Origin of the sequence: Synechococcus sp. L2F (genome assembly GCF_024345695.1) — a bacterium.
Taxonomy (GTDB): domain Bacteria; phylum Cyanobacteriota; class Cyanobacteriia; order PCC-6307; family Cyanobiaceae; genus MW101C3.
The window spans coordinates 184,906-211,678 of the sequence record NZ_JAGQBP010000001.1 but is presented as its reverse complement, the minus strand read 5'-3'; the positions used below and the strand labels follow the sequence as shown (position 1 = coordinate 211,678).

Sequence of the window (26,773 nt, the reverse complement as noted above, 5' to 3'; positions counted from 1 at the left end):
CTCAACGGAAGGGCGGCGAGTAGATCAGCCCACCGTCTTTCCACTGCCGGTTCTCGGCCCGTTCGAGCTTGAGCGGGGAGCCGGTGCCCACATTGCGCTCGAAGATCTCGCCGTAGTTGCCCACCGCAGCGATCGCCTTGGGCACGAAATCCGCCGGCAGGCCCAGCTGCTTGCCGAAATCCCCTTCCACGCCAAGGAAACGGCGCAGGTCGGCCAGGTTGGTGTTGGCCTTGGCTTCCGCCACCTTGGCGGCCACGTTGGCCTGGGTGATGCCCAGCTCCTCCGCCTGGAACAGGGCGAAGACGGTCCAGCGCAGGGCATCGGCCCAGGCGGGATCACCGTTGACGGTGGCGGGGGTGAGCGGTTCCTTGCTCATCACTTCCGGCAGCAGGATGTGGGCATCGGGCTGCGGGAAGCTGCTGCGCTTGGCGGCCAGCTGGGAACGGTCGCTGGTCACGGCCACGCAGCGGCCGCCCAGGTAGGCGGCGTAGGTCTGGTCGCCAGTCTGGAATTTGAGCGGGGTGTAAGCGATGCCCTGCTCGCGCATGCGATCAGCCAGGTTGAGCTCGGTGGTGGTGCCGCTCTCCACGCAGATCGGCTTGCCGGCCAGATCCTTGAGGGTCTTGATGCCGCTGGCCACCGGGGCCATCAGGCCCTGACCGTCATAGAAGGTGGTGGGACCGAAGGAAATGCCGTTGCCGCCGGCTGAATCGCGGCTCAGGGTCATGGTGGTGTTGCGGGCCAGCATGTCCACCTCGCCGCTGGCGAGGGCTGCAAAGCGCTCACTGGAGTTGAGGTCGCGGTATTCCACCTTCGACGGATCGCCGAGCACGGCGGCGGCCACGGCCCGGCAGGTGTCGGCATCCAGGCCGCTGTAGGTGCCGTCGGGGCCGAGGAAGCTGAAGCCCGGCAGCTTGCCATCCACGCCGCAGACGAGCTTGCCGCGGCTGCGGATCGTGTCCATCTTCTGGCTCTGCACCCCTTCGCCGCCGCCGCCGTCATTGGCGCAGCTGGTCAGCAGCAGGGACAGCACCACCGGAGCCGCCGCCAGCAGGGAGCGCAGACGCGACCCCTGCAGGCGTGATGGTTGCAGACGCGATGGTTGCAGGCGCGGTGATCGCAGCTGAAGCATCAGGGGCTGTGGCGAAGTGAGCGCAGTTTGCCAGCAGGACACAAGGAGTGCCGGTCACAACGCCCACACGTTGCACGACCGCTCTCCATCCCCTCAGACGAAGGCGATGATGGCGTTCAGGTCCGGGCCTGGGTCGCCGTTTGATGTCCGTTTCCTCCGCTGCGCCTGACCCGGCTTCCTCTTCCCTGGTGATGCGCCGTCCGGACGACTGGCACGTGCATCTGCGCGACGGACCCCTGCTCAACGCGGTGGTGGCTGCCACGGCGCGGGCGTTCGGGCGGGCGATCGTGATGCCCAACCTGAGCCCGCCGATCACCACAGCGGCGATGGCCGAGGCCTACCGCCAGCGGATCCTGGCCGCCCTGCCGCCCGGCAGCCGCTTCCAGCCGCTGATGACCGCCTACCTCACTGACACGATCGATCCGGCGGAACTGGAGCGGGGCCATGCGGCCGGCATCTTCACCGCCGTGAAGCTCTATCCGGCCAACGCCACCACCAATTCGGCCCATGGCGTGACCGACATCGCCAGGCTCACGCCCGTGTTCGAGACGGTGGAGCGCATCGGCATGCCGCTGCTCCTGCATGGTGAGGTCACCGACGCGGAGATCGACATCTTCGATCGCGAAGCGGTGTTCATCGAGCGGCACCTGCAGCCGCTGCTGGAGCGCTATCCCCGCATGCGGGTGGTGCTCGAGCACATCACCACCAGCGAAGCGGTGGCCTTCGTGGAGAGCCAGGCGGGCGGCGACAACCCACGCCTGTGCGCCACGATCACCCCCCACCACCTGCAGCTCAACCGCAATGCGATGTTCAGCGGCGGGATCTGGCCCGACTTCTACTGCCTGCCGGTGATCAAGCGGGAACGGCATCGCCTGGCCCTGCGCCGTGCCGCCGTCTCCGGCAACCCCTGCTTCTTCCTCGGCACCGATTCCGCCCCCCATCGCCGCTCCGCCAAGGAAGCGGCCTGCGGCTGCGCCGGCATCTTCAATGCGCCCCATGCCCTGGAGAGCTATGCCCAGGTGTTCGAACAGGAGGGGGCGCTGCACCGGCTCGAAGCCTTTGCGTCGCTCTACGGCCCCCGCTTCTACGGCCTGCCGCCCCACGAGCAGACCGTGGAACTGCGCCGCGAGCCGGTGCCGGTGCCCCGACGCCTGGAGCTGGCCGATGGCAACGGCGGTGTGGAGGTGCTGGTGCCGTTCCACGCCGGCCAGACCCTGCCCTGGCGCCTGGTCGACTGAGGGGCTGAGGGCATGGAGCTGGGGGGCTGTCCTGGAGAGCCGTCCTGAAGAGCCGTGCTGCGGGAGTGATCGCTCAGCCCGCCTCTCAGCCCGGCGAAGCCGTGTGCGGATCGCCAGGGGGTGGTTCGGCGTCGCCGGCGGTATCGGGGCTGAGGTTGAGGAAACGGCAGATCATCGGAAGGGTGAGGCCCTGCAGCAGCAGGTTCAGCACCACCACGATGAAAATGGTGCTTTGGCAGTCGCGAGCGAGCGCTTCCACTTGAGCGGGGTCAATGCCGCGCAGGCGTGGAACGGAGGCAACCAGTTCATAGGAGAGGGCCAGCGGCACCGCCCCTCGCAAGCCGCACCAGCTGATCAGCAGTGTTTCTCGAAACCTGAAGGGGGATTGGGATTGAAAGATCAGCACGCTCACGGGCCGGGCGATCAGCATCAAGCCCGCGGCCGTGAGCAGACCCGCCGGCAGGGAATCCACGAGGTCGGCGGGATTCACCAGCAGACCGAACACCAGAAACACACAGATTTCGGTCATGGTGTTGAACGGCAACAACACCTCCTGAAGCGTCACATGCGTGATTTCAGGGAGGCGATAGCTCATGTTGGTCAGGAACAAGCCGCAGATGTAGATCGCAATCAGACCAGAGGCACCCAGGTAGAAAGCCGTGCCATACACAACGAAGGCGATCGACACCGCCACAATCAACAGCTGGGAGCGCTCGCTGACCAGATGATTGATCACGAAGATCGCCAGATAGCCGAAGATGAATCCCAGCAGCAGGCCACCGGAGAGCTGCTGAACAAACTTGCGCAGCTCATTGAGTGCGGTGGCCTGCAGGCTGACCGGACCCGTGCCGACTTCTGAGGTCACGAACAGCCCCACGACAAGCCCGAAGAAGAGCAAGGCTGAGGGATCGTTCACCGACGATTCGAACTCCAACAGATGCCGGAGCCGTTCGGGCACCTTGTTCTGAATGTCTCTCAGCACGCTCAAGGTGGCGCCCGCGTCGGTGGAGCCGAGACAAGCGGCGGTGAGTAGAGCCGCGCCGAAGGGCATGCTGCTGGCGGGCAGATTGATGGGATCAGCCGTTGCGTTGGACAGCCACCAGATGAATGCCCCCAGCAACAGGGAGGAGGCCAGCACACCACCCACGGCCAGCAGAACTCCATATTTCAAAAATCCACGAATCGCGATCAGATCCGTTTTCAGACCTGCATAGAACAGCAGCAATGCCAGGCACAGCACATGGAAGTTTTCAGCCTGGGCATGGGTGATGTTCAAGGTGGTGATGTTGATGCTCAGCCCGAGCAGAAGCACACCAAGAATCGCCGGAATCCCCACCTTCACCGAAAAGCGGCTGATTGCCAGGGTGCCGATGAACACCACTCCGATAAACAGCAGTTGTTGCTGATAGGGGATGGCGTTGAGGCTGTCTTGCACCGCTCCTCCCACATCTGCCTCCAGCTCCTGCACCGCTGCTGGTGCCGTCGACGTGGACAGTGTCCTGACGGCCGTGGCCATAGGGATCAGCTGCGTGCCCATTCCCTCCAGCGATGGCCAGGTGAGCATCGGGGTTCAGCCCTGTGAGTGCGCGGCATCGCCGCCCAGCAGGCTGGCCTGGTCGCTGCTGAGCCGGCCGGCGGCCATCAGCACGTTGGTGATGCGCGGGATCGTCAGCACCGCATGGGTGCGGTAGCCCGCGTCCGCCAGGCGTTGGCGGGCCTGACCTCCATGGTCGATGAACACCACCACGTCATGCACGACGAGGCCGGAGGTCTCCAGCTTGGCGATGCCCTCCAGCACGCTGCCGCCGGTGATCAGGATGTCGTCGACCACCACCACGGTTTCGCCCTCGTTGAAGTCGCCCTCGATCAACCGCCGCGCTCCATGGGCCTTCACTTCCTTGCGGGGATAGATCAGCGGCAGGTGCAGCTTCAGCGACAGCCCGGTGGCGGTGGGCAGTGATCCGTAGGGAATGCCGGCGATCCGATCGAAGCGCAGCCCTTCCAGCTGGCCGGCGTAAGCATGCAGCACCCGGTGGAAAAGGTTGGGGTCGGAAATGATCTGGCGCAGATCGATGTAGTAATTGAAGACGGCGCCGGAAGCCTGCACGTACTCACCGAACAGCAGGCAGCCCACGTCGAACAGTTCCACGATCAGCTCATCGAGCGGATCGACGCTGCTGACACGGCTGGTGCGCCCCGCCCCCTCACGCTTCGCACCGTCGCTCCCGGTGCCGACGGCGTCTGCGTTGCGCCCGGCGCCACGCCCACCTGAGCTGCGCGCGGCGGCGTTGAGCGAGCCCCCACCGCCCTTGCCAGCGCCAGCACCGAGGGCAGCCCCCTGCTTCGCTGCACCCGCCTCGCCGTCAACGTCTTCACCATCTCCCTCCTCCCCATCGCCCTTGAGGACAGCTCCGGCACTCCCGCCGAGGACAGCAGCGGCAGCCCCCGTCTCTGGCGCCGGCAGCCACAGGTCGCAGCGGTCGGCCACGTTGCTGAGCCAGCGGTGCCGCATGGTTTCGATCTGGATGCGCAGGGCGCTGGTGCCGGCCGCCATCCCTTTCTCCACCAGCAGGTGCTGGGGCAGGGGCAGCAGCAGGCCGTCGCCGGAGGCATTGAGGCCCGCCTGCAGCAGAGCTTCCAGCCGCTCCTCCTGCTCCCAGAGGCTGCGCAGGATCAGGAAGCGTTCCGGTGCCGCGCTGCGCACCCGCGCCAGCACCGCTGGATCACTGGTGCCCACCTCCAGCAGCAGCTGCTCGGCGGTGGCCCACAACTGGCTTTCGCGCACCACCGTTGTGTACAACGGCTGGTCTTCGTCGGGGTGGTGCTGAAACACCCGGGCGCCGGGGTTGGAGCTGTGGCAGGTGATCACCACGGCCCGGTCGGGGTAGAGCAGGAACGGGGCGACGATGTCCTGGCCGGCCAGGGGCGAGAGGGTGAGGGCATCAGCCCCCAGCTCGCGGAACACGTACTGGGCCAGGGCCGAGGAGGTGTTCAGATCGCCGTGCTTGGCATCCAGGATCAGAGGCATGTCGCGCGGCACCAGCTCGCGCACTTCGTGCAGCAGCTCGATGCCGATCGGCCCGAGCGCCTGGTAGAAGCCGAGGCTCGGCTTGTAGGCGCACACGTGATCACCGGTGGCGTCGATCACCGCCTTGATCCAGCGCCGTGCCTGAGCCAGGAACGAGCCGCTGGAGGGGTGATGGCGGGTCCAGGTCTGCAGCATCTCCGGGTTGGGATCCAAACCGGTGATCAGCAGCGACTGGCGGCTCGCCATCGCATCGGTGAGTTTGACGAAGAAGTTCATCGTTCTGCGGTCAGCATGGCAGTGTGCGCGGATCTGGCAGCCTTTCCGCAGCCGCAATGGCGGTCGGTGAGTCGGTGACTCAGGGAGTGGCTCAGTCAGGGAGTGGCTCAGTCGGTCAGCCGGAGCGGTTCATGCGGCTGATCCAGTCGGCGGAGATCTCCTTCGGGCACACGGCGGCGCACTCCAGCTGGTTGCTGCAGCTGCCGAAGCCCTCGGCCGCCATGGCGGACTGCAGGGCGGCGGAGCGCCGCTGCCGCTCCGGTTGCCCCTGGGGCAGCAGGGCCAGATGGCCCAGCTTGGCCGCCACGAACAGGCTGGCGGAGGCGTTGGGGCAGGCGGCCACGCAGGCACCGCAGCCGATGCAGCTGGCGGCGGTGAAGGCCTGCTCCGCCTGCTCGCGGCCCACCAGCAGCGCATTGGCCGCCGGAGCGCTGCCCGTGTTCACCGACACATAGCCGCCGGCCGCGAGCACCCGGTCGAAGGCGGAGCGGTCGACGCTGAGGTCCTGCTGCAGGGGAAAGGCCCGGGCGCGCCAGGGTTCAAGCGTGAGCGTGTTGCCGTCGCGGAAGTGGCGCAGGTAGAGCTGGCAGACGCTGGTGGCGCGCTGGGGGCCGTGGGCCTGACCGTTCACCATGAAGCCGCAGGCGCCGCAGATGCCTTCGCGGCAATCGTGATCGAAGCTCACCGGCCGCTCACCTGCCATCAGCAACTGTTCGTTGAGGCGATCGAGCGCCTCCAGCAGCGAGAGATCGGGGCTGAGTTCCTCCAGCGGGTAGCTCACGAAGGCGCCGGGCTGCCGCGGGCTCTCCTGACGCCAGATCCGCAGCGTGAGCCGGAGGGAAGCGCTGCTCATCGGTAGTTGCGCCGGCTGGGCGTGGCGTGCCTGTAGTGGAGCGGTTCGCAGTGGCGGGTCGGCTCCTGCCCCTCCCCGGTCCACTGCCAGGCGGCGATGTGGCAGAAGTTGTCGTCGTTGCGGAGCGCTTCGCCATCGGCGCTCTGGTGCTCCTCGCGGAAGTGGGCGCCGCAGGATTCCTCCCGCGCCAGCGCATCGCGCAGCATCAGGCCGGCCAGCTGCAGGAAGTCCTCCAGCCGCAGCGCCTTCTCCAGCTCGGGATTGCGCCCCGCACGCGGTTCCGGCAGACGCAGCTCCTGGGCGAAGGCCAACTCCAGCGCCCGCACCTCCGCCATGGCGGCGCGCAGGCCGTCGGCATGGCGGCTGATGCCGCAGGCGCCGATCATGGTGTCCCCCAGCTGCCGGTGCAGGCTGTCGCAGCTGTGGCCGCCGCTCGTGCTGCCGAGGCCGTCGATGCGGGCCTGCACCGCGGCGATGCTGTCGCGGCAGGCCGGATGATCGGCGCTCACCTCGGTGTGCAGGTGGCCCGCCAGCCAGCCACTCACCGTGGCCGGGGCGATGAACAGGCCATCGGCGAGGCCCTGCATCAGGGCGCTGGCGCCCAGCCGGTTGGCGCCGTGTTCGGAGAAGTTGGCCTCACCCAGCACGAACAGTCCGGGGATGGTGCTCATCAGGTTGTAGTCGACCCAGAGCCCCCCCATCGTGTAGTGCGGCGCCGGGTAGATGCGCATCGGTTCGGCATAGGGATCGCTGCCGGTGATGCGTTCATACATGGCGAAGAGATTGCCGTAGCGGCTTTCGATCGCAGCGCGTCCCTCACGACGGATCGTGTTGCTGAAATCGAGATAGACCGAGCGGCCGCCGGGGCCCACCCCGTGGCCCTCCAGGCAGCGTTCCCTGGCCCGGCGCGAAGCGACATCACGGGGCACCATGTTGCCGTAGGTGGGGTATTGGCGTTCCAGGAAGTAATCCCGCTCGGCTTCGGGGATGGCGTGCGGTGGTCGCGTCTCGCCGGCCTGGGCCGGCAACCACACGCGGCCGTCGTTGCGCAGGCTTTCGCTCATCAGCGTGAGCTTGCTCTGGCCTGGATCGCCGCTGGGGATGCAGGTGGGATGGATCTGGGTGAAGCAGGGGTTGGCGAAGGCGGCACCGCGCCGGTGCGCCCGCCAGATGGCGCTGGCATTGGATTTCACGGCGTTGGTGGAGCGGTGGAACACGTTGCTGTAACCGCCGCTGGCCAGCAGCACCGCATGGGCGGTGTGGGCCTCAAGGCGGCCGCTGGCCTGCACCCGGCACACCACCCCGCGCGCCACCCCCTCCACCGTGATCAGATCCAGCACGTCCCGTTGCGTGAGCAGCTCCACCCGGCCGGCGTCCACCTGGCGCAGCAGGGCCTGCACGGCGCCGTACAGCAGTTGCTGGCCGGTCTGGCCACGGGCGTAGAAGGTGCGGCTCACCAGGGCGCCGCCGAAGCTGCGGTTGGCCAGGGTGCCGCCGTACTCCCGCGCGAAGGGCACCCCCTGGGCCACGCACTGGTCGATGATCGCCCCGCTGATTTCAGCCAGGCGGTGGCAGCCGGCCTCGCGGGCACGGAAGTCGCCCCCCTTCACCGTGTCGAGGAACAGCCGCTCAATGCTGTCGCCGTCGTTCTGGTAGTTGCGGGCGGCGTTGATGCCCCCCTGCGCCGCCACCGAATGGGCCCGCCTCGGGCTGTCGTGATAGGTGAGCAGGGTCACGCGGAAGCCCTGCTCCGCCAGCGTGGCGGCGGCGGAGGCCCCCGCCAGTCCGCTGCCCACCACCAGCACCTTGAAGCGCCGTTTGTTGATCGGACTGATCAGCGGCAGCTCGCGGCGCCGCTGCGTCCAGGCGTCATGGATCGGCCCGCTGGGCAGCTGGGGATCAAGCTTCATGGCTGCAGGCCCAACAGGGCCATCAGGCTTCCCAGGCCCCCAGCAGCCCCCGCCACCAGGCCACCTGCTGCACCGGCGGCCAGGCCCGCCACCAGGGCAAAACCACCGCCCACCAGCACAGCCAGCAGCCAGCTGCCCCTGCGCAGGCCCGCGGCGTTGGCGGCCTCCAGCAGGCCCAGGCTGCGGTGGGCGCTCTCGCTGCCATGCAGCAGATGCAGGGCCAGGGCCACGGCTCCCGCCAGGTAAAGGGCGAGAGCCCAGCGAGAGCTCAGCGCCAGGGCCACCGCCTGCGCCTCCAGGCCGGCCGGCGGCCGCTGCCAGCGCAACTGGCGCAGATGCACCACCAGAAACAGCAGCAGCACGCTGCCGCTGAGCGGCGCGGTGCGGGAAGCAAAGGCGGCAAGGCTGTCGGGGCGACGGCTGCGCAGCTGGGCATAGCCGGCCTCGCCGCGGGCGCGGGCAGATTGGAGCACCCGCTGCAGGCTCAGCGCCACGTGGGTGAGGGCCGCGAGGGCCAGCCCCAGTTCCGCCGCCGGCAACCAGGGGCTGGCATGGAGCCAGGCCGCCAGCGCCTCAAAAGCGGCCGGATCGAGCACCAGCTGGGCCACGCCGGCCAGATGGGCCAGCAGGAACACCACCAGCGCAAGGCCACTGGCAGCGATCAACCGGCCGGAAAGCCATGGGGACATGGGCGAGGCGGCCAGGGCAGCGCATCGCCTGTGATTCTGGGCCAGCATCGTGGCCCCTGCTCTGGTTGTGGCCCGTGATCAGGTTCCCCGGCTGCCTCGCTGGGCCCGCGCGTGTGGCCCTGTTGCTCGCCCTGCCCCTGGTGACGGCCTGTCAGGCCCGGCCGCTGAGCGGCCCGCTGCCGGGCTCGCCCGTCCTTGATGCCACCCCCAGTGGTGCCCCGACAGCGGATGCAACGAGTGGCACCCGCCCGCCCTTGGTGGTCAGCCCCGAGGCGCCGCGTGAGGCGGTGCGCCAGGTGCCGGTAGTGGGGGGGCTGGAGCACCCCTGGTCGGTGGCGTGGCTGCCGAGCGGTGAGCTGTTGATCACGGAGCGACCCGGCCGGCTGCGGCTGGTGCGCAACGGCCGCCTCGATCCCACCCCGATCGCCGGGGTGCCGGCGGTGCTGGCGCGGGGCCAGGGTGGGCTGCTGGATGTGGCGGTGCATCCGCGCTTCGCCGACAACGGGCTGGTGTATCTCACCTATGCCGCCGGCACGGAAGCGGCGAACCACACCCGCCTGGCCCGGGCCCGCTTCGACGGCCGCGCGCTGCAGGATCTGCAGGTGATCTTCGAGGTGCCCCAGCGCAAGGTGGGCGGCCAGCACTTCGGCTCCCGGCTGCTGTGGCTGCCCGATGGCACCCTGCTGCTGGCGATCGGCGACGGCGGCAATCCCCCCGTGCAGCTCGATGGGGCTCTGATCCGTGTGCAGGCCCAGAACCGCGCCAGCGCCCTCGGCAAGATCCTGCACCTCACCGACACGGGCCGGCCGGTGCGCGCCGCCGCTTTCGCCGGCGATCCCGGCGCCCTGCCAGGGCTGTGGAGCCTGGGCCACCGCAACATCCAGGGCCTCGCCTACGACCGCGGCCGCGGGCGGGTGTGGGCTACCGAGCATGGTGCCCAGGGTGGCGACGAGCTCAATAGCCCCAGGGCTGGGGCGAACTTCGGCTGGCCGGTTGTGACCCACAGCCGCGAATACTTCGGCCCGGCGATCTCCGCCGCCACCGGATCGCCGCGGTTCGTGGACCCGGAGCTGGTGTGGACCCCGGCGATCGCCCCCTCGGGGCTGGTGGTGTACGACGGTGAGCGGATGCCGGCCTGGCGCGGCCAGCTGTTTGCCGGTGGCCTGGTGTCGCAGGCGGTACATCGCCTCACGCTCGATGCCGCCGGCCGGGTGCGCGGCCAGCACCGCATCGACATCGGCGCGCGGGTGCGCGATGTGCGCCAGGGGCCGGATGGTTTCCTCTACGTGCTCACCGATGCTGCGGGCGATGGCCAGCTGATCCGCCTGGAGCCAGCGCCGCGCTCCTGATCCAGAGCGTCGTTGCGCCGGCAGTGCCTATCCAGGTGGTCTGCTGTCGCTGCTGTTCAGCCCGGTGGGCGCCGCCTTGCGGTGCCCGTCAGATCTCGATCGCCAGCTTCCCCTTCACCTGCCGGGCTTCGAGGCGGCGCACGGCGTCCGGCAGCTTGTCGAGCGGGTAGCGCCCATCGATCCAGGGCCTGAGCTGCCCGGCTTCCACCAGCTCCTTCAGCACCAGCAGATCCGCCCGCTTCGGCTGCTGCATCACCGCCACCACCTGGCGGCGGCGCAGCCTGGAGAACAGGGGGCCGAGCAGCAGGGCGCGCAGCAGCCGGCTGAAGTCGCCCCCCACCAGCACGTAGGTGCCGGCGGGAGTGAGCAGGGGCAGCCAGGAACGGATCGGCAGAAAGGCCGCCATGTCCACGATCAGATCGAAACGCTGGGTCTGGCGGCGCAGATCGGCGGGCCCGAGATCGCTCACGTGGTCGGCGCCCAGGGCCAGCACCATCGCCTGGTTCTGCGCCCGGCAGAGGCCGGTCACTTCGGCGCCGTAGGCCTTGGCGATCTGCACGGCATAGGACCCCACGCCCCCGGAGGCGCCATGGATCAGCACGTGCTGTCCCGGCTTCAGCTGGCCCGCGTCCCGCAGCGCCTGCAGGGCGGTGAGCGCCGACACCGGCAGCACCGCCGCTTCCGCGAAGCTGCTGCCGGCGGGCATGGGCGCCAGGGCCGTGGCGGGGGCGCAGACGTAATCCGCAAAGCCACCGAAGCCCGCCTCCGACAGATCGCCGAACACCGCCTCCCCCACCTGCAGCCCCGTCACTGCAGCGCCCACCGCCGCCACTTCACCGGCGATGTCGGTGCCGATGGTGGGGATCGAGGGCGTGCGCAGCCCGCCATAGATCAGTCGGCTGATGAAGGGGTCACCCCGCATCAGATGCCAGTCGCCGGCATGCACGGCGCTGGCCCGGACCCGCACCAGCACCTGATCGTCGGCCGGAACGGGCCTGGGCACCTGCTCCAGGCGCAGCACCTCAGGCGGGCCGTAGCGGCGCTGCACGATCGCCCGCATGGTGTCTGGAGGCACGGGCTCGGGTCGGGACGATGCCGGCATGGTGTCACGGCAGCCGTTGCCGGCAGGGTGTCAGGGCGGTCGGTGCCAGCACGTCGTGATCGGCCGGAGAATCCGGTCGCGTTTGCCTTTGTGCCGGCCATGACAGTGCCGCAACAAGGCGGCACAATTCGCGCTCCCGAGCGGGAGGCCGGGATCGCCGATCCGCTCCCTCAGCCCGTACCCAGCCCCCACCGATGCCCTTCTTCAGACACCGCTGGCTGCGGCGCCTGGTTCTCGTGCTCGTGGCCGTCGCTGCCACGGTGCTGCCGGGATTCGCCATGGCGTCGTTTCCGCCACCACCACCACCACCACCGCCCGCCTCTGCGACTCCGGGGACTGTGGCGGCTCCGGCGACTTCCTCGGTTCCCGTGGCGCAGCCGCAGCCGCTCAGCCTCAACCGCGCCGAGATCCGCGGCGTCTGGATGACCGGCAATGACATGCCGGTGCTGCGCGACCGCGACCGGATGCAGCTGGCAGTGGAGCAGCTGGCACGGCTGAACTTCAACACCATCTATCCGGTGGTGTGGAACAGCGGCATCGCCTATTACGCCAGTGCGTCCACCCAGCGCCGCGGCATTCAGTCGTTCACGTTCCGCGGCCTGCAGGGGCAGGACGTGCTCGCCGAGCTGATCCAGGCGGGCCATGCCAAAGGCCTCTTGGTGATCCCCTGGTTCGAATTCGGCTTCATGGCCCCGCCCGGCTCCGAGCTGGCCCGCCTGCATCCGCAATGGCTCACCCGCAAACAGGACGGCGGCCTGACCTCGATCAGCGCCGCCGGTGAGGTGGTGTGGCTGAACCCGCTGCATCCTGACGTGCAGGCGTTCATTCTTGAGCTGGTGCAGGAAATCATCAGCCAATACGACGGCGACGGCATCCAGTTCGACGATCACATGAGCCTGCCGAGTGATTTCGGCTATGACGACGTCACCACGGCGTTGTATCGGAAGGAAACCAGGAAGGCTCCTCCTACCAACCCGCGCGATCCGGCCTGGTTGAAGTGGCGCGCTGACAAGATCAGTGACTTCATGCAACGAGTGCATGACACTGTGCATGCGGCCAAGCCCTCAGCGGTGGTGTCTGTGTCGCCAAACTACTACGACTTCGCCTACAAATTGCAGCTCCAGGATTGGCTCGGTTGGATCCGGCGTGGCCTGGTCGATGAGCTGATCGTGCAGCTCTATCGCCCGGATCTTGATTCCTTCCTGCCCCTGCTGGCCGAAGCGGCGCTGCTGGAATCGCGCACCAGGATTCCCACGGCGGTGGCGATCATGACGGGTCAGCGCCAGCGCCTGGTCCCGATGGAGCTGATTCAGGCCCAGGTGAATGCGGTGCGGGAACGCCAGCTCGGGGTGGCCTTCTTCTACTTCGAAACTCTCTGGGACCGGGCCATGGAGCCGCTCAGCGAGCGCAAGCTGGCCTTTCAGCAGTTGTTCCCATCCCCGGCTCCCCGCACCATGATCTGAACCTCACCCGTGCTTAGGGATAAGCATTGGGCACAAAGAATTGCTCGTTCATCGGCGGACGCTGGTAATCGCTGCCGCTCTTGCGGGGCGGCAATTCAAACGGAGCCGGTGTCATGTCTTCGTAGGGAACCTTGCTGAGCAAGTGCCGGATGCAGTTGAGGCGGGCACGGCGTTTGTCGTTGGCCTCCACCGTGAACCAGGGGGCTTCAGGGATGTTGGTGTGGGCGAACATCTCGTCTTTCGCTTTGGAGAACTCCACCCAGCGATCGCGCGACTCCAGATCCATCGGACTCAGCTTCCAGCGCCGGGCAGGATCTTCCAGACGGGAGAGGAAACGGGCCTCCTGTTCTTCATCGCTCACGGAGAACCAGTATTTGATCAGGATGATGCCGCTGCGTACCAGCATCCGCTCGAATTCCGGGCAGGAGAGCATGAATTCCTCCACCTGCTCAGGCTTGCAGAAGCCCATCACCTTTTCCACGCCGGCCCGGTTGTACCAGCTGCGATCGAACAGCACGATCTCACCAGCGGAGGGGAAATTCTCCACATAGCGCTGGAAATACCACTGCGTTTTCTGCTGGTCGGAAGGGGTGCCGAGGGCCACCACATTGCAGCCGCGTGGGTTGAGCGGCTCGGTGATGCGCTTGATGGTTCCACCTTTGCCGGCCGCATCACGGCCTTCGAAGAGCAGCACGAGCCTGTAGCCCACTGACTTGATCCAGTACTGCATCTTCACCAGCTCCACCTGCAGGCGAGCCAGCTCTTTCTCGTAGAGCTTCTTGTCGAGTTTGGTTAAACGTCCTTCGGATTGCTCGGAGAAGTCGTCAAGGATCGGCGAGGGACCGTAGGCATCGCCTGAGCCGAGCGGGTAGGAGAGCGCTTTGCCGTGGCTCTTCTTGTGGCCATTCTTGCCAGATTTGTGTTTCTTGTCCTTCTTGACTTTCTCTTCTTTCAGTTTGTCCTTGGACATCGGCTCACCTCGGCTGCATCATTGGTGTTTAGTCGATGCGCAGGTGCAATCAGTGCAGCATTCACTACCGAGTCACCCCGGTTGAACGCCTGCCACCACCCAGCACAGCGGCAGCATCCCTCAGCCCTGCCTGCTGAGCTGTGAGTTTGGCTCAGCTGATGATCAACACCACACCCAGGGCGGCCACCATCAGCAGGATCGCGCCGGTGGCCAGCAGGGCATGGTTGAGAGCATCGGCGCGGGTTTCGCCCGCCTGCATGGCCACCTCATCGGCGTAGAGGTTGTCATGGTTCTCGAGGTCATGGGTGCGCATGGAAATCCTCGTGGGTTGGCGGTGGGGGAGGCCGGTGAGGCACTCTCCACATCAACCCTAAAAACGGTGCCAGTCCCCGTCCAGCGATCCATACCCGGCTTCACGAAGGGCCATCCCCATCCGCCAGCCGTTGTCCCACCTCACCCCCCGCCGATGTCCGATTCCCTGCCCGATGGTCCGCAACTGCTGGTGCTGGAGTGCGCGAGCCGCCGCAATGGCAGCGGCCTGAGCCCGGCGGCGCTGCGCGGCACGTGGATCCTGCAGCGCACCTGGCCGCGGGGCCGCTCCACCCCTGCAGACCTGTCCAGCACCCTGCTGCGCGGGCTTGGCGCCTCGCTCCGCCTGAGCGCGCCAGCAGAGTCAACCGATGCAGCCGCGTCTGCCGCCTCTGAGGCGGACCCTCTGGAGATCATCAACAGCGTGCGGCTGGGGATGCTGGAGCTGCGGTTCTGCGGCGAGGCCCGGCTGCAGGGCCGGCGCCCCCTGCTGCTGTTCCGCTTCCTGCGTCTGCAGCTGCGGCTGGGCGCACGCACGCTGGTGGATCGCCCGCTGCCCGCCGCCGCTCCCTTCAGCAGCCTGCCGGTGGCGGGCCTGCCGTTCTTTGCCCTGATCGCGGCGGATCCCGAGGGGTCGTGGCTGGCGGCACGGGGCAAGGGCGGCGGCCTGGCTCTTTGGCAGCGCGCCGATGCCCGGCGACAGGCCTGAGCCGGCCTCAGGCTGCGCCACACCCCGCCCGGAGGGTTCGCGTGGGCACAACCAGCGTCCCCGATCCCGCGCAGGATCCTGCACACTGAACCCTGTCGTGATGGTTCCTGTCCTGCCCGGAGCACCTGTCCAGCGGATCTACCGGCTCGTCGATCCCCAGGGACAGCCTCACCCCGTGCTCGATGAGGCCTACGACTCGATGGAGGCGGCCTGGGAGGCGGCCTGTGGCTGGTGGCAGGAGCAGCGCGGCGGCCTCGCCGGTGGTCCGGTCGGGATCGGCCTGGAGGTCAGCACCGGCTGTGGCGACTGGCGTACGCTCCGGCATCCCGGCTGCTGAGGGGCCGTTGAGCGCTTCGTCCTTGCCCACCCCTGCGCCCCTGACCACCAGCCTGCGCGGGCGCCAGCTGCTCGCCGATCCGCAGTTCAACAAGGGCACGGCCTTCAGCCGGGCGGAGCGGCTCCAGCTGGGCCTGGAGGGGCTGCTCCCCTTTGCCGTGGAAACGCTCGACATCCAGGTGGCCCGGGTGTGGAAGGCCTTCTGCAGCCTGGCCAGCGACATGGAGAAGTTCCGCTTCGCCCACGGCCTGCGCCAGACCAACAGCATCCTGTTCCACCGCTTCCTGGCCGATCACGTCGAAGCGGTGCTGCCGATCGTGTACACCCCCACGGTGGGAACGGCGATCCAGCGCTTCAGCCTCGATTACCGCAGCCCCGCCGGCGGTGTGTTTCTGGCGGCGGCCGATCAGGACCGCTTCGCGGCGGTGCTGCGGCAGGCGGCCAGCGGGCCGATCGATCTGATCCTCGTCACCGATGCGCAGGGCATCCTCGGCATCGGCGACCAGGGGGTGGGCGGCATCGAGATCTGCCAGGGCAAGCTGGCGGTGTACACCCTCTGCGCCGGGCTGGATCCGCACCGGGCGTTGCCGGTGGTGCTTGATGTGGGCACCGATCGGCCCGAGCTGCTTGACGATCCCCTCTATCCCGGCAGCCACCAGCCGCGCCTGGCCGGTGCCGCCTACGACGCCTTGATCGCCCGCTTCGTGCAGGCCGTCACCGAGGTGTTTCCGGGGGCCTTGCTGCATTGGGAGGATTTCGGCGTGGGCAATGCCCACCGCAACCTGGCCCGTTACCGGCAGCACCTGCCCAGCTTCAACGACGACATCCAGGGCACCCGAGGTGTGGCCTGCGCTGTGGTGAGGGCGGCTTCCCAGGGGGCCGGAGTGCCGCTTGCGGAGCATCGCATCGTGGTGTTCGGCGCCGGCACAGCGGGGTGCGGCATCGCCGACGGCCTGGTGCGCCTGCTGCAGCGCAGTGGCCTTTCCGCCACAGAGGCGCGCCAGCGTCTGTGGTTGATCGATCGCCACGGGCTGGTGCACACGGGCCAGCTGCCGGAGCAGATCCCGGAGATGGCCCGAGCCTTGGCGCGCCCGCTGGCGGAGCTGGAGGCCTTCCGCCGCGACGCCGCCGGCACGATCGGCCTGCTGGAAGTGGTGGAGCGCGTCTGCCCCACCGTGCTGATCGGCACCTCCACGGTGGCGGGGGCCTTCACTCAGCAGGTGGTGGAACGCATGGCCGCCGCGGTGGCGCGGCCGATCATCCTGCCGCTGTCGAATCCCACCCGGCTGGCGGAGGCCCAACCCGCCGATCTGCTGCGCTGGAGTGAGGGCCGTGCTCTGGTAGCCACCGGCAGTCCGTTTGCGCCGGTGGAGGTGGGGGGGCGGCTGCGCCGCATCGGTCAGTGCAACAACTGCTTCCTGTTCCCCGGCCTGGGTTTCGCCAGCGTGGCGGTGGGGGCCAGCGAGGTGAGCGAAGCGATGATCGATGCGGGCCTGGAGGCACTAGCGCGGCGCATTCCTGCCTGGAGCGATCCGGAGGCGCCGCTGATGCCGGATCTCACCGAGGTGGCGGTGGTGTCCACCGCGGTGGCGGAAGCGGTGGCCCTGGCGGCGGTGGAAGCCGGCGTGGCCCGCCACGCCAGCACGGCCGAGCAAGCGCTCGCCTGCCTGGAGCAGGCCCGCTGGCACCCCACCTACCGCGCGGTGGTGGGGGCCTGAGCGAAACGAGCCGCGCGCAGCTCCGGGTTCAGAGCTCGTCTTCCACGCCCGGCAGCACGGTGCAGTCGCTCATCGGGTAGCTGACGCAGAGCAGGGCGAAACCCTGGGCGATCTGGTCGTCGTCGAGGAAGCTCTGATCGGATTGATCCACGCTGCCGGCCAGGATCTTGCCGGCACAGGTGCTGCAGGCACCGGCACGGCAGGAGTACGGCAGGTCGATGCCCTGCTCTTCGGCGGCATCAAGGATGTACTGATCGTCGGGGCAGTCGAAGGTCTTGCCGCCCTCGATCGTGATCGCGTAGGTGGCCATGGTGAGGTCGACGTGGATGACCCACTGGATCTAGGGAGCCGATCGCGGCGCGGATGTGCGGGCGGCTACGGATTGCCGTGGTGTGTGCGCTTGCCGGCAGCGGCATGAACGCATGTGGTGGCATGAACACACGGCCGGGCCCGGCTGGCTCCTGATGGGCCTCCTGCTCTTTACATGGAAACCCGTGTGGAGGGAGTGGAGCGTGATCAGGGTTTGGATCCCGGCGGAGCGGAGCCCCAGCGAACGACGGGTGGCCGCGACACCGGAAACGGCCCGCCGCCTGGTGGACAAGGGCTGCGCGGTGGCGATCGAGAGTGGGGCCGGCCAGCAGGCGGGCTACGGCGACGACAGCTTTGCGGCCAGCGGCGCGGAGGTCCTGCCCGCCGGAGCCGCTGAAGGCTGGGAGAGCGCCGATGTGGTGCTCACGGTGGCGCCACCGCGGCTGGAAGCCGAGGGCGGCCCCGGCCATGTGGAGCGTCTGCGCTCCGGCAGCCTGCTGATGGGCCTGCTGGAGCCCTACCAGAACCGCCCCCTGATCGATCGCCTCTCCCACCAGGGCGTGTCGGCGCTGGCGCTGGAGCTGCTGCCCCGCATCAGCCGCGCCCAGACGATGGATGCCCTCTCGTCGCAGGCCAACATCGCCGGCTACAAGGCGGTGCTGCTGGCAGCGGCCGAGCTCGATCGTTTCTTCCCGATGCTGATGACCGCCGCCGGCACGGTGCAGCCGGCCAAGGTGGTGGTGCTCGGCGCCGGCGTGGCCGGTCTGCAGGCGGTGGCCACGGCCCGCCGCCTCGGCGCCGTGGTGAAGGTGAGCGATGTGCGGCCGGCCGCCAAGGAGCAGGTGGAATCGCTCGGTGCCCGCTTCATCGATCCGCCTGAACGCGATGCCCCCGGCGAGGCCGGCGGCTATGCCCGCGAGGCCGGCCTGGCCTTCCTCGAAGCGCAGCGCCAGCAGCTGGCCGTGCACCTGGCCGAAGCCGATGCCGTGATCACCACGGCGCTGGTGCCGGGTCGGCCGGCACCGCTGCTGATCACCGAACAGATGCTGGCCGTGATGCGGCCCGGATCGGTGGTGGTGGATCTGGCGGTGGGTCAGGGCGGCAATGTGGCCGGCAGCCAGGCCGACACCACCGTCGAGATCGGCGGGGTGCGGGTGATCGGTGCCGGCCAGCTGCCGGCCTCGGTGCCGCAGCACGCCAGTGCCCTGTATGCGCGCAATGTGTCGGCGCTGCTGGAGCAGCTGCTCGTCGACGACCTGCTCACCATTTCCCCGGAGGACCCCCTGTTGGACCCCTGTCTGATCACCCACGCCGGCGCCTGCCGCCGCCCCGACCTCTGGCCCGCGCTGGTGGAGGTGGCGGCATGAGCGGCGTTCTCAGCGGCACCGAAGCGCTCTGGGTGCTGGTGCTCGGCAGCCTGCTCGGGCTGGAACTGATCGGCAAGGTGCCCCCCACCCTGCACACCCCGTTGATGTCCGGCGCCAACGCCATCAGCGGCATCACCCTGCTGGCGGCCCTGGTGCTGATCGCCGAGGCGCCCACACCGGCACTGCGCCTGCTGGGCGCCACTGCGCTGGGCTTTGCCCTGTTCAACGTGGTCGGGGGGTTCCTCGTGACCGACCGGATGCTGGCCATGTTCAAACGCAAGGGAGCGAACTGATGGGAGAACTGACGCTCGAACTCGGGGCTGTGCTGCTGCTGGCCCTCGGCCTCAAGGGCCTGGCCAAGATCCGCACGGCACGGGCGGCCAATGGCCTGGCGGCCCTGGCCCTGCTGCTGGCGGTGGCCGGTCTGCTGCTGCAACAGGGGTTTGACGGCTGGCCGTGGATGCTGCTGGGTCTGGGGGTGGGTGGCGGCCTCGGCGCCCTGCTTGCCTTCAAGGTGGCGATGACCGCCATGCCAGAAACCGTGGCCCTGTTCAACGGCTGCGGCGGCCTGTCGTCGTTGCTGGTGGCGATCGGCGCTGCCCAACTGCCCACGCCGCTCGACCTGCTGGGTCAGGTGTCGGTGCTGGCGTCGGTGCTGGTGGGCGCCATCACCTTCAGCGGCTCGTTGGTGGCGATGGGCAAGCTGCAGGAATGGCTGGGCACCCCCGGCTGGACCCAGAAACCCCAGCGCCACGCGATCAACATCACCCTGGCGGTGGCCTCGCTGGTGTGCTGCGGCCTGGTGCTCAAAGGCATGGCGGTGGCGCTGATCCCGCTCACCGTGCTGTCGCTGCTGCTGGGCGTGGGCCTCACCCTGCCGGTCGGCGGCGCCGACATGCCGGTGGTGATCTCGCTGCTCAACTCCTATTCCGGTGTGGCGGCAGCGGCGGCTGGCTTCGTGGTGGGCAGCGAGCTGCTGATTGTGGCGGGCGCCATGGTGGGGGCGGCGGGCCTGATCCTCACCCAGGTGATGTGCACGGCGATGAACCGTTCGCTCACCTCGGTGCTGTTCGGCGGAGCCATGGGGGCAGCGCCGGCGGCCGGCGCCGATGGTGCCAAGGATGAGGGGTATAAGAACGTCACCTCCTGCAGCGCCGAGGAATGCGCGCTCACGCTGGAAGCGGCCGAGCGCGTGGTGTTCGTGCCGGGCTACGGCCTGGCGGTGGCCCAGGCGCAGCACAGCCTCAAGGAGCTGGCCAAGTTGCTGGAGCAGCAGGGCATTGCGGTGAGCTATGCGATCCACCCGGTGGCCGGCCGCATGCCGGGCCACATGAATGTGCTGCTGGCTGAGGCCGATGTGCCCTACGACCAGCTGATCGAGATGGATGCGATCAACCCGGAGTTCCCCCGCACCGATGTGGTGATCGTGCTGGGCGCCAACGACGTGGTGAACCCCCGCGCCAAAAGCGATCCCGGCAGTCCGCTTTACGGCATGCCCGTGCTGGAGGTGGACCAGGCCCGCTCGGTGTTCGTGGTGAAACGCAGCCTGGGCTCCGGCTACGCCGGCATTCGCAACGACCTGTTCGAACTCCCCCAGACCTCGATGGTGTTCGGCGACGCCAAACAGGTGCTGCAGACCCTGCTGCAGGAACTGCGCGCTCTGGGCGTCGGCAAGGTGCCGGCGGGGGCTGGGGCGGGGCGCTGAGGAGCAAGAGCTCGCTTCCTGCTACCACAGCAACATCCGAGAGACCAGATGGCTCTGATTGCGTTTCTTCCTTTGCGGGGAGAAACCCTTCTGCCGAGCTGTCTGGCTCACTTCGTTCGGCCCCAACCAAGAATGCAAGAAATCACGCCGCTGTTTTCTTGCATTCAGTTGTATTTGAGTAGCATCTGACAGACATTGTCATAACGATGAAGGCGACATGAGAAGGTTCTCATTGTTGCGTCATCGGGTAGATAGGCCGATAACTTTGTTGAGTGTTCCTCCTACTTGAGAACTCGACATGACAACCCTCACTGTTAGTGGTGATCGTCTCGGCGAAGCCCTGCAATTTGACTCCAATGCTTCCACAACCAGCGTCGAAGTCGGGCGTGTCTGGTTCAGTGCCACCGATACGGTGCGGATCACCTTTGCTCCCGCCAGCTTCAACGCCCAGACAGGCGCTTTGATCGGTGGTGCAGGTGCCGTCATCGGTCTGACTGTCACCACCGCCGCTGGACAGGTGACCACCTTTGGAGTCTCCAGTGCGAATGCATTGGATGTGGATCCAGATCAATCGAAGAATGGTGCCGACTTCTTCTATATTTCCGAATCGCCTGCTGTTGGTGTGGGTGGCGCCTATGTCGGCTTGCAGCTGGAGAAAATTCTGGTTTCTGATCAGCCGCTCACGGCAGCCAGCCTCGTTCCCTTCAACAACACGGGTGGCTATCTCCCCACCACTGGTTCGGTCACGCCGCCATTGCCACAACTCACCGGAACAGCCGGCGATGACGTGCTCACGGGCACCGCTGCCGGCGACACCATGAACGGCCTGGATGGCAATGATGCGATCCGTTCCCTTGGCGGAAACGACATCGTTTTCGGTGGTGATGGCAACGACATCATCGATGGTGGCGCCGGTGCCGATCGCCTCAACGGCGATGCCGGCAATGATCTGCTCTGGGGCGGCGGCGGTGCCGATCAGCTGGTTGGTGGTGCCGGCGATGACCTGATCGACGGCGGCCTGCAAAATGACAGGCTCACGGGTGGCGCAGGCGGTGATGTGTTCATCTTCGGCGCTGGCGATACGGTGATCGACTTCAGCCGCGTTCAGGGAGACCAGATCCACTTCGCGGCCTCACTGGGCCTTTCAGAAGCGTCGATCAACATCAGCACCACGTCCCAGGGCACCCAGCTCTCGTTTGCTGGCTCCTCTGGAAGCATGCTGTTGCAGGGGTACTTCGGCGGCTTTGATCCCGGAAACGACTTCAAGTTCGATTACGTGCCGACCTTCGATTTCATCTGACCTCATCGATCGTGATGATCACCCGTCAGGCTGTTGGCCTGGCGGGTTTCTTCCTGCATTCACTGCTCACGCTTTGATCAGTGCTCTGAACGGGGCTGTTTCAGCTGTGTGTGTCGGCGTCAGTCCAGGCTCAACGCCAGTGCGAAAGCATCGCTTCCAGCAGCGGTGCTGCCTTACCTTTACTGCTCAATTCCGTACACGTTGGAAGGTCACATGCCGCAAGCGGGGTTCTTTGGTGAGGTTCGCACGCGGCTGTTGGTGTTCTATACCGTGATGCTGTCTGTGCTGATTGGTCTGACGGTGCCGCTCAGTAAGCATCTGCTGCTGCTTGAGCTGCATCAGCGTGAGCAAACCAGCCTGGGCGAGAGCATTCAAGACTTCGAGCACTACATGCGGCCATTGCTTACCGCCGAAGCGGCTCCTTCCAGTCCTGAGCTTGCCGGGCACATGAAGAGTTTTCTCACGAAGATCCTTCCGGAAGACGACACCTTCTTCATCCTGATCATCAATGGAGAGTTTCAGCGCTCGAGCCCAGTGGCTCTGCCTCACCCCATGCGGCCGGGATCTGTCTTGATGCGGCAGTGGGAAGCCACCACAAAGCTTGCTTCAGGCAAGGTGGATGAAGCTGATCCAGAGGTGGGAACCATTCTGTATTCGGCCGTTCCTGTTGAAGTGGATGGTCGGGTGCAAGCTGTGTTCGTGGCGGCACGTACCACTGCAGGCGAACTTGCTGAGGTTGGCGATTTCACCTCCATCTTGATTCAGATTGTTGTTGGCATTCTGATCACGTCGCTGTTGTTTCTCTGGATTCTTTCCAAGGCGGTGCTGGCTCCCCTCCAGCTGCTGGCCAGCACCACGCGTTCGATCACGGCCACGAATCTCAAGCAGCGTTTGCCCGTTACCGGCAGAGGCGAACTGGGGGACATCACCCTCAGCTTCAATGCCATGATGGACCGCCTGGAAGCCTTAATCATTTCCCAGAAGGAATTCATCCAAGATGCTGGGCATGAATTGCGCACACCAATCACAGTGATCAGGGGCAATATCGAGCTGCTTCTTCAGGACGATGATGAGGAGGCTCGCCGTGAAACGGTACGCCTCGTGCTGGATGAAGTGGACCGGATCGCCAGGCTGGTTGCAGAGCTTTCACTGCTGGCCCAATCCCAACGCCCTGAATTCCTGGTGCTCAGTGACCTTGATGTGCAACGCTTCACCCAGGACATCTACCAGAAGGCCAGGATTCTCGCCCCGCGCCGCTGGTCGTTGGCATGCACGGCCCAGACAATGATGGAGGCCGATGAACAACGCCTCACCCAGTGCATGATGAACCTTGCACTCAATGCCACCCAGCACACCAGTGAATCTGATCGCATTGAGCTGGGCTCCTCCCTCGCTGCCGATGGCTCCATCCGCCTCTGGGTCTCAGACAGCGGTGAGGGAATCCCTGAGCGCATCCAGCCGCAGGTGTTCAAACGCTTCTTCAAGGGCAGAAGCCGCACCCAAGCTGAGCATCATTCGGGTCTTGGTCTGTCGATCGTCAGGGCTATCGTGAACGCCCACCATGGCCGGATTGAACTGGTCAGCCAGCCAAACCGCGGCACGACCTTCACATTGATCTTTCCCGCACGGCAACCTGTGCTGCTGCGTGACTTTTCCCCTGAGCCATGGCCTGCATCCTGATCGCCGAAGACGAGCCACGCATCTCTCGCTTCATTGAAAAGGGGCTGCGGGCTCAGGGCTACGACGTGGTGCACACGCCATCCGGTGATGGCGTGGTCGACATCCTTTCTGCCTCCCCCATCGATCTGTTATTGCTGGATCTCGGCCTTCCGGGCCTTGATGGCACCAATGTTCTCGAGGCGATGCGGGGTCAGGGCATAGAAACACCGGTGATTGTTCTCACCGCCCGCGATGATCTCAGCACCAAGGTGGCCAGCCTGGATGCTGGCGCTGATGATTACATCACCAAACCCTTTCGCTTTGATGAACTGCTGGCGCGCATCCGTGCCCGTCTGCGCACGTCCTCTGCCCGCCTGGCTCAGGCTCCGAATGCGCAGACGCTTGAGCTTCAGCACTGCGGCATCACCATGAACCTGCGGGCACGCCAGGTGTTCCTTGAGAGTTTTCCCGACCCTATCGACCTCACGGATCGTGAGTTCCGTTTGTTGGAGTTGTTCCTCAGCAACCCGCTGGCCATCCACAGCCGCGAGCAGATTCTCGACCATGTCTGGGGCTATGGCCACGATCCCCAGTCCAACATTGTGGATGTCTACATCGGTTATCTCCGTCGCAAAATTGATTCACGCCGCATCGAAACGATCCGTGGGATCGGCTACCGCCTTTCAAGCCGCTGAGATCACCCATGCCTTGGCTCAGGACATGGCTGCTCGATGTGGTTGGCCACCAGATTGTTTCTGCCTGCAGCTGAGCTGACCGCTGTTGTACGGCTTCCCGACGCTGTGCGCCTCCCATCCGTTTGTCAGCCGGCACAACTGGGCGGCACGGCGAATTGGCAGTTGGTCATCCTCCTGCGTTCGCTTGTCCCTGCCGCTCGCCGTTATGGCGTCCTTGTCGCTCTCCTCATCTGGCGCAACGGTTCCGATGCCACCAGCCGCTCTGAGGCCCTCAACCCCAAGGCCTCTCCACCCTCGGGCGTGCTTGGTGGCTCCCTCTAGGCTTGGGGCACCATGCGAGCCGCTCCGATCACCCTTCTGACCCATCCAGCTCCGGGACAGGAGCAACCCAGCGGCGGTCGCCGCACGCCACCCATCCGTCGCCTTCAGGCAGAGGAGCAGGCACCGCAGCAGCGGCCTGTGCTGACGGACCTTCCCGATGCCGGCGTCTCCTTTGATTCGCTTGGTCTCTCGGAGCCGCTGCTCAAGGCGATCGCGGCCAAGGGCTACACGGTGCCGTCGCCGATCCAGCTGCAGTCAATTCCAGCGGTGCTCGCTGGCCACGATGTGATGGCGGCTGCCCAGACAGGCACCGGCAAGACCGCCGGCTTCACCCTGCCGATGTTGGAGCGGCTTCAGCACGGCCCCCACGCCCGCAACAACCAGGTGCGCTCCCTGGTGCTCACGCCCACGCGCGAGCTGGCGGCCCAGGTGGCGGAAAGCGTGCAGGTCTATGGGCGCTATCTCGATCTGCGCAGCGATGTGGTGTTTGGCGGGGTGAAGATCAACCCGCAGATGCAGCGCCTGCGCCGTGGCGCCGACGTGCTGGTGGCCACTCCGGGGCGACTGATGGACCTCTATCAGCAGAACGCCATCCGCTTCGATCGGCTCGAAATCCTCGTGCTTGATGAAGCCGATCGCATGCTCGACATGGGCTTCATCCGCGACATCCAGAAGATCCTGGCCTTGCTGCCGCCGAAGCGGCAGAACCTGTTGTTCTCCGCCACTTTCAACCCCTCGATCCGCAAATTGGCTCAGGGGTTGCTGCACAACCCGGTGCAGCTGCAGGCCACGCCCGAGAACAGGGCCGCTCCGCTGGTGGAGCAGGTGATGCATCCCTGCGACATGGCCCGCAAGGCTGATCTGCTCACCCATCTGGTGCGCCAGGGCGATTGGCGGCAGGTGCTGGTGTTCTCGCGCACCAAGCACGGTGCGAACCGCCTGGCCGATCGCCTCAACCAGGAGGGCCTCACGGCCATGGCCATCCATGGCAACAAGAGTCAGGGCGCTCGCACCCGGGCGCTGGCCACCTTCAAGAGCGGCGAGCTGCGTGTGCTGGTGGCCACCGATCTGGCTGCCCGCGGCCTCGACATCGAGCAGTTGCCCCATGTGGTGAACCTCGATCTGCCCAACGTGGCCGAGGACTACGTGCACCGCATCGGCCGCACGGGCCGTGCCGGCCAGAGTGGCCATGCCATCTCCCTGGTGGCCGCCGAGGAGCATGAGCTGCTGCGGGCGATCGAGCGGATGATCGGCAACCCACTGCCGCGGCTGGAGATCGCCGGGTTTGAGCCCACCATCCTCTCGGCCCCACCGCTGGATCTCAGCGGTGGGCGGGGCAAGGGTGGACGCCGCTCCGGCGGAGGAGGCGGTGGCCGGCCTGATCGTCCCCCCACCCGCTCCCGCCGGCCGGCGCCGGGCTCCGGATCTGCCGCCGCCCCGGCGCGGGCTCGTACCCGTCGCCCCTGACCCTCCGCTCAAGCCTGCAGCCCAGTCCACCGGCTCAGGCCGGTGGTGGTGGCGGTGGTGCCGGCCGGAACAGGCTCATCAGTGCTTCCAACGAGGCCGGTAGTTCTCCGCTCGGCTTCCGTGCCGGCAGGGTGAGGCTCTCGATGCGCACATCGCTGAGCGCCAGTCCGACAGCTGCAAAGCTGCTGCGGCACCTCTCCCCTGTGTCGCTGGCCAGCATGGCCAGCGATGGCTCCTCCCGCGCTGGGCCAAGGGCACCATCGCGGATCACCTGCCGCAGCTGGCTGGAGAGGCCAAGCAGGTGCGGGGCCATCAGCTCAGTCACCGGTGCAGCCGGCCGTGACGGGCCCTCGATCAGCTGGCGGGCGCCCACGGTACGTAGCACCAGCAGCGGGTCCAGGCACTGGATCGCGCAGAGCCCGGAGGCGCTGAAGGTCTCCGGCGAGGGAGCCACCGGACGGAGCGCAGTGGCGACCATCGGCTGCGCACGTCTCTCACCCCAGGGCAGGGCCGTGAAGGGGCGCAGGTCCACCACGTGGATCTGGGCATTGAAGAAGCTGCCTTCCTGCCCCGGCAGGTCGATCAACCCCGCCAGCTTCGGCAGCGACTGGCGCCGCAGCTGATGGCGGCCCGTGAGGAGCACATCGGCCAGCTGATTCCCCACGGCGAACACCGCGGCCTGATCGGCTTCCACCTTCAGCCAGGTGCCCACCCGCAAAGGTGCCTGCGCATGATCCAGGGCCCACAGCAGCGGATCACTGCGGCCCCCGTTCTCCATCGCTGCTGCCGGTTCCTGCGCATTCACCGCCACTCCGGCTCCCTCCATCGCGCCTGTCCTGTCCGCTCGTGGCGTCACTGTATGGAAAGA

At 66.9% G+C, this 26,773-nt stretch carries 24 protein-coding genes; 13 read left to right on the top strand and 11 right to left on the bottom strand.

Going from position 1 to position 26,773, the window contains the following annotated elements; translation table 11 throughout:
- Position 1: 1 nt before the first annotated feature.
- Entirely contained in the window at positions 2–1,132 is a 1,131-nt protein-coding gene (locus KBZ19_RS01000) for an amino acid ABC transporter substrate-binding protein (protein WP_255099398.1), read from the bottom strand.
- A gap of 143 nt (positions 1,133–1,275) precedes the next feature.
- Between KBZ19_RS01000 and pyrC the strand changes: the two genes are divergently transcribed.
- Positions 1,276–2,370 carry a dihydroorotase gene (gene pyrC, locus KBZ19_RS00995; RefSeq protein WP_255099397.1) on the top strand — a complete coding sequence of 365 codons (1,095 nt, stop codon included), beginning with the start codon at positions 1,276–1,278 and terminating at the stop codon, positions 2,368–2,370.
- 85 nt (positions 2,371–2,455) lie between these two features.
- On the opposite strand, the gene KBZ19_RS00990 is transcribed toward pyrC, so the two are convergent.
- The 5 genes from KBZ19_RS00990 to KBZ19_RS00970 form a co-directional block, all read right to left on the bottom strand.
- Positions 2,456–3,934, bottom strand: coding sequence for a cation:proton antiporter (locus KBZ19_RS00990; RefSeq protein WP_255099395.1), 1,479 nt, complete (start codon positions 3,932–3,934; stop codon positions 2,456–2,458).
- 6 nt (positions 3,935–3,940) lie between these two features.
- A complete protein-coding gene (gene pyrF, locus KBZ19_RS00985; RefSeq protein ID WP_255099394.1) occupies positions 3,941–5,674 on the bottom strand; it encodes an orotidine-5'-phosphate decarboxylase in 1,734 nt (577 codons plus the stop codon).
- A 115-nt stretch (positions 5,675–5,789) separates the two neighbouring features.
- On the bottom strand, positions 5,790–6,527 hold the full coding sequence (locus KBZ19_RS00980) for a succinate dehydrogenase/fumarate reductase iron-sulfur subunit (protein WP_255099393.1): 738 nt from the start codon (positions 6,525–6,527) through the stop codon (positions 5,790–5,792).
- Positions 6,524–8,437 carry a fumarate reductase/succinate dehydrogenase flavoprotein subunit gene (locus KBZ19_RS00975; RefSeq protein WP_255099392.1) on the bottom strand — a complete coding sequence of 638 codons (1,914 nt, stop codon included), beginning with the start codon at positions 8,435–8,437 and terminating at the stop codon, positions 6,524–6,526. The genes KBZ19_RS00980 and KBZ19_RS00975 overlap by 4 nt, the downstream gene beginning before the upstream one ends.
- Positions 8,434–9,126 carry a succinate dehydrogenase gene (locus KBZ19_RS00970; protein WP_255099391.1) on the bottom strand — a complete coding sequence of 231 codons (693 nt, stop codon included), beginning with the start codon at positions 9,124–9,126 and terminating at the stop codon, positions 8,434–8,436. The genes KBZ19_RS00975 and KBZ19_RS00970 overlap by 4 nt, the downstream gene beginning before the upstream one ends.
- 119 nt (positions 9,127–9,245) lie before the next feature.
- Between KBZ19_RS00970 and KBZ19_RS00965 the strand changes: the two genes are divergently transcribed.
- Complete coding sequence (locus KBZ19_RS00965; protein WP_261346111.1) at positions 9,246–10,475, top strand: PQQ-dependent sugar dehydrogenase; 1,230 nt, start codon at positions 9,246–9,248, stop codon at positions 10,473–10,475.
- A gap of 88 nt (positions 10,476–10,563) precedes the next feature.
- Here the strand turns inward: KBZ19_RS00965 and KBZ19_RS00960 are convergent, their stop codons facing one another.
- The gene (locus KBZ19_RS00960; RefSeq protein WP_255099389.1) at positions 10,564–11,577 is read right to left on the bottom strand and encodes an NAD(P)-dependent alcohol dehydrogenase; all 1,014 of its coding nucleotides are present in this window, start codon (positions 11,575–11,577) and stop codon (positions 10,564–10,566) included.
- Positions 11,578–11,771: 194 nt separating this feature from the next.
- Between KBZ19_RS00960 and KBZ19_RS00955 the strand changes: the two genes are divergently transcribed.
- Entirely contained in the window at positions 11,772–13,040 is a 1,269-nt protein-coding gene (locus tag KBZ19_RS00955; protein WP_255099388.1) for a glycoside hydrolase family 10 protein, read from the top strand.
- 13 nt (positions 13,041–13,053) lie between these two features.
- Here the strand turns inward: KBZ19_RS00955 and ppk2 are convergent, their stop codons facing one another.
- Positions 13,054–14,010 carry a polyphosphate kinase 2 gene (ppk2, locus tag KBZ19_RS00950; protein WP_255099386.1) on the bottom strand — a complete coding sequence of 319 codons (957 nt, stop codon included), beginning with the start codon at positions 14,008–14,010 and terminating at the stop codon, positions 13,054–13,056.
- 151 nt (positions 14,011–14,161) lie between these two features.
- Entirely contained in the window at positions 14,162–14,323 is a 162-nt protein-coding gene (locus KBZ19_RS00945; RefSeq protein ID WP_255099385.1) for a hypothetical protein, read from the bottom strand.
- Positions 14,324–14,476: 153 nt separating this feature from the next.
- On the opposite strand from KBZ19_RS00945, the gene KBZ19_RS00940 reads away from it, so the two are divergent.
- From KBZ19_RS00940 to KBZ19_RS00930, 3 genes are all read left to right on the top strand, one after another.
- On the top strand, positions 14,477–15,028 hold the full coding sequence (locus KBZ19_RS00940; protein WP_255099384.1) for a hypothetical protein: 552 nt from the start codon (positions 14,477–14,479) through the stop codon (positions 15,026–15,028).
- Between the two features lie 100 nt (positions 15,029–15,128).
- Entirely contained in the window at positions 15,129–15,365 is a 237-nt protein-coding gene (locus tag KBZ19_RS00935) for a hypothetical protein (RefSeq protein ID WP_094510706.1), read from the top strand.
- A gap of 7 nt (positions 15,366–15,372) precedes the next feature.
- Positions 15,373–17,082: an NAD-dependent malic enzyme gene (locus KBZ19_RS00930; protein WP_255099382.1), complete on the top strand. Its 1,710-nt coding sequence runs from the start codon at positions 15,373–15,375 to the stop codon at positions 17,080–17,082.
- A 28-nt stretch (positions 17,083–17,110) separates the two neighbouring features.
- On the opposite strand, the gene KBZ19_RS00925 is transcribed toward KBZ19_RS00930, so the two are convergent.
- Positions 17,111–17,392: a 2Fe-2S iron-sulfur cluster-binding protein gene (locus tag KBZ19_RS00925; RefSeq protein WP_094510704.1), complete on the bottom strand. Its 282-nt coding sequence runs from the start codon at positions 17,390–17,392 to the stop codon at positions 17,111–17,113.
- 202 nt (positions 17,393–17,594) lie between these two features.
- Between KBZ19_RS00925 and KBZ19_RS00920 the strand changes: the two genes are divergently transcribed.
- From KBZ19_RS00920 to KBZ19_RS00890, 7 genes are all read left to right on the top strand, one after another.
- Complete coding sequence (locus KBZ19_RS00920; RefSeq protein ID WP_255099381.1) at positions 17,595–18,758, top strand: NAD(P) transhydrogenase subunit alpha; 1,164 nt, start codon at positions 17,595–17,597, stop codon at positions 18,756–18,758.
- Positions 18,755–19,051: an NAD(P) transhydrogenase subunit alpha gene (locus KBZ19_RS00915; protein ID WP_094510703.1), complete on the top strand. Its 297-nt coding sequence runs from the start codon at positions 18,755–18,757 to the stop codon at positions 19,049–19,051. Before KBZ19_RS00920 ends, KBZ19_RS00915 begins: the two co-directional genes overlap by 4 nt.
- Positions 19,051–20,463: an NAD(P)(+) transhydrogenase (Re/Si-specific) subunit beta gene (locus tag KBZ19_RS00910; protein WP_255099379.1), complete on the top strand. Its 1,413-nt coding sequence runs from the start codon at positions 19,051–19,053 to the stop codon at positions 20,461–20,463. The genes KBZ19_RS00915 and KBZ19_RS00910 overlap by 1 nt, the downstream gene beginning before the upstream one ends.
- A 298-nt stretch (positions 20,464–20,761) precedes the next feature.
- Positions 20,762–21,763 (top strand): calcium-binding protein, encoded by a 1,002-nt coding sequence (locus KBZ19_RS00905; RefSeq protein ID WP_255099377.1) that lies wholly within the window; start codon positions 20,762–20,764, stop codon positions 21,761–21,763.
- Positions 21,764–21,928: 165 nt separating this feature from the next.
- Positions 21,929–23,443, top strand: a complete 1,515-nt coding sequence (locus tag KBZ19_RS00900) for a cell wall metabolism sensor histidine kinase WalK (RefSeq protein ID WP_255099376.1) — start codon at positions 21,929–21,931, stop codon at positions 23,441–23,443.
- Complete coding sequence (locus KBZ19_RS00895) at positions 23,428–24,117, top strand: response regulator transcription factor (RefSeq protein WP_255099374.1); 690 nt, start codon at positions 23,428–23,430, stop codon at positions 24,115–24,117. Before KBZ19_RS00900 ends, KBZ19_RS00895 begins: the two co-directional genes overlap by 16 nt.
- 333 nt (positions 24,118–24,450) lie before the next feature.
- Positions 24,451–25,905, top strand: a complete 1,455-nt coding sequence (locus KBZ19_RS00890) for a DEAD/DEAH box helicase (protein WP_233132773.1) — start codon at positions 24,451–24,453, stop codon at positions 25,903–25,905.
- 34 nt (positions 25,906–25,939) lie between these two features.
- Here the strand turns inward: KBZ19_RS00890 and KBZ19_RS00885 are convergent, their stop codons facing one another.
- Positions 25,940–26,731 (bottom strand): SPFH domain-containing protein, encoded by a 792-nt coding sequence (locus KBZ19_RS00885; RefSeq protein WP_255099371.1) that lies wholly within the window; start codon positions 26,729–26,731, stop codon positions 25,940–25,942.
- Positions 26,732–26,773 lie beyond the last annotated feature (42 nt).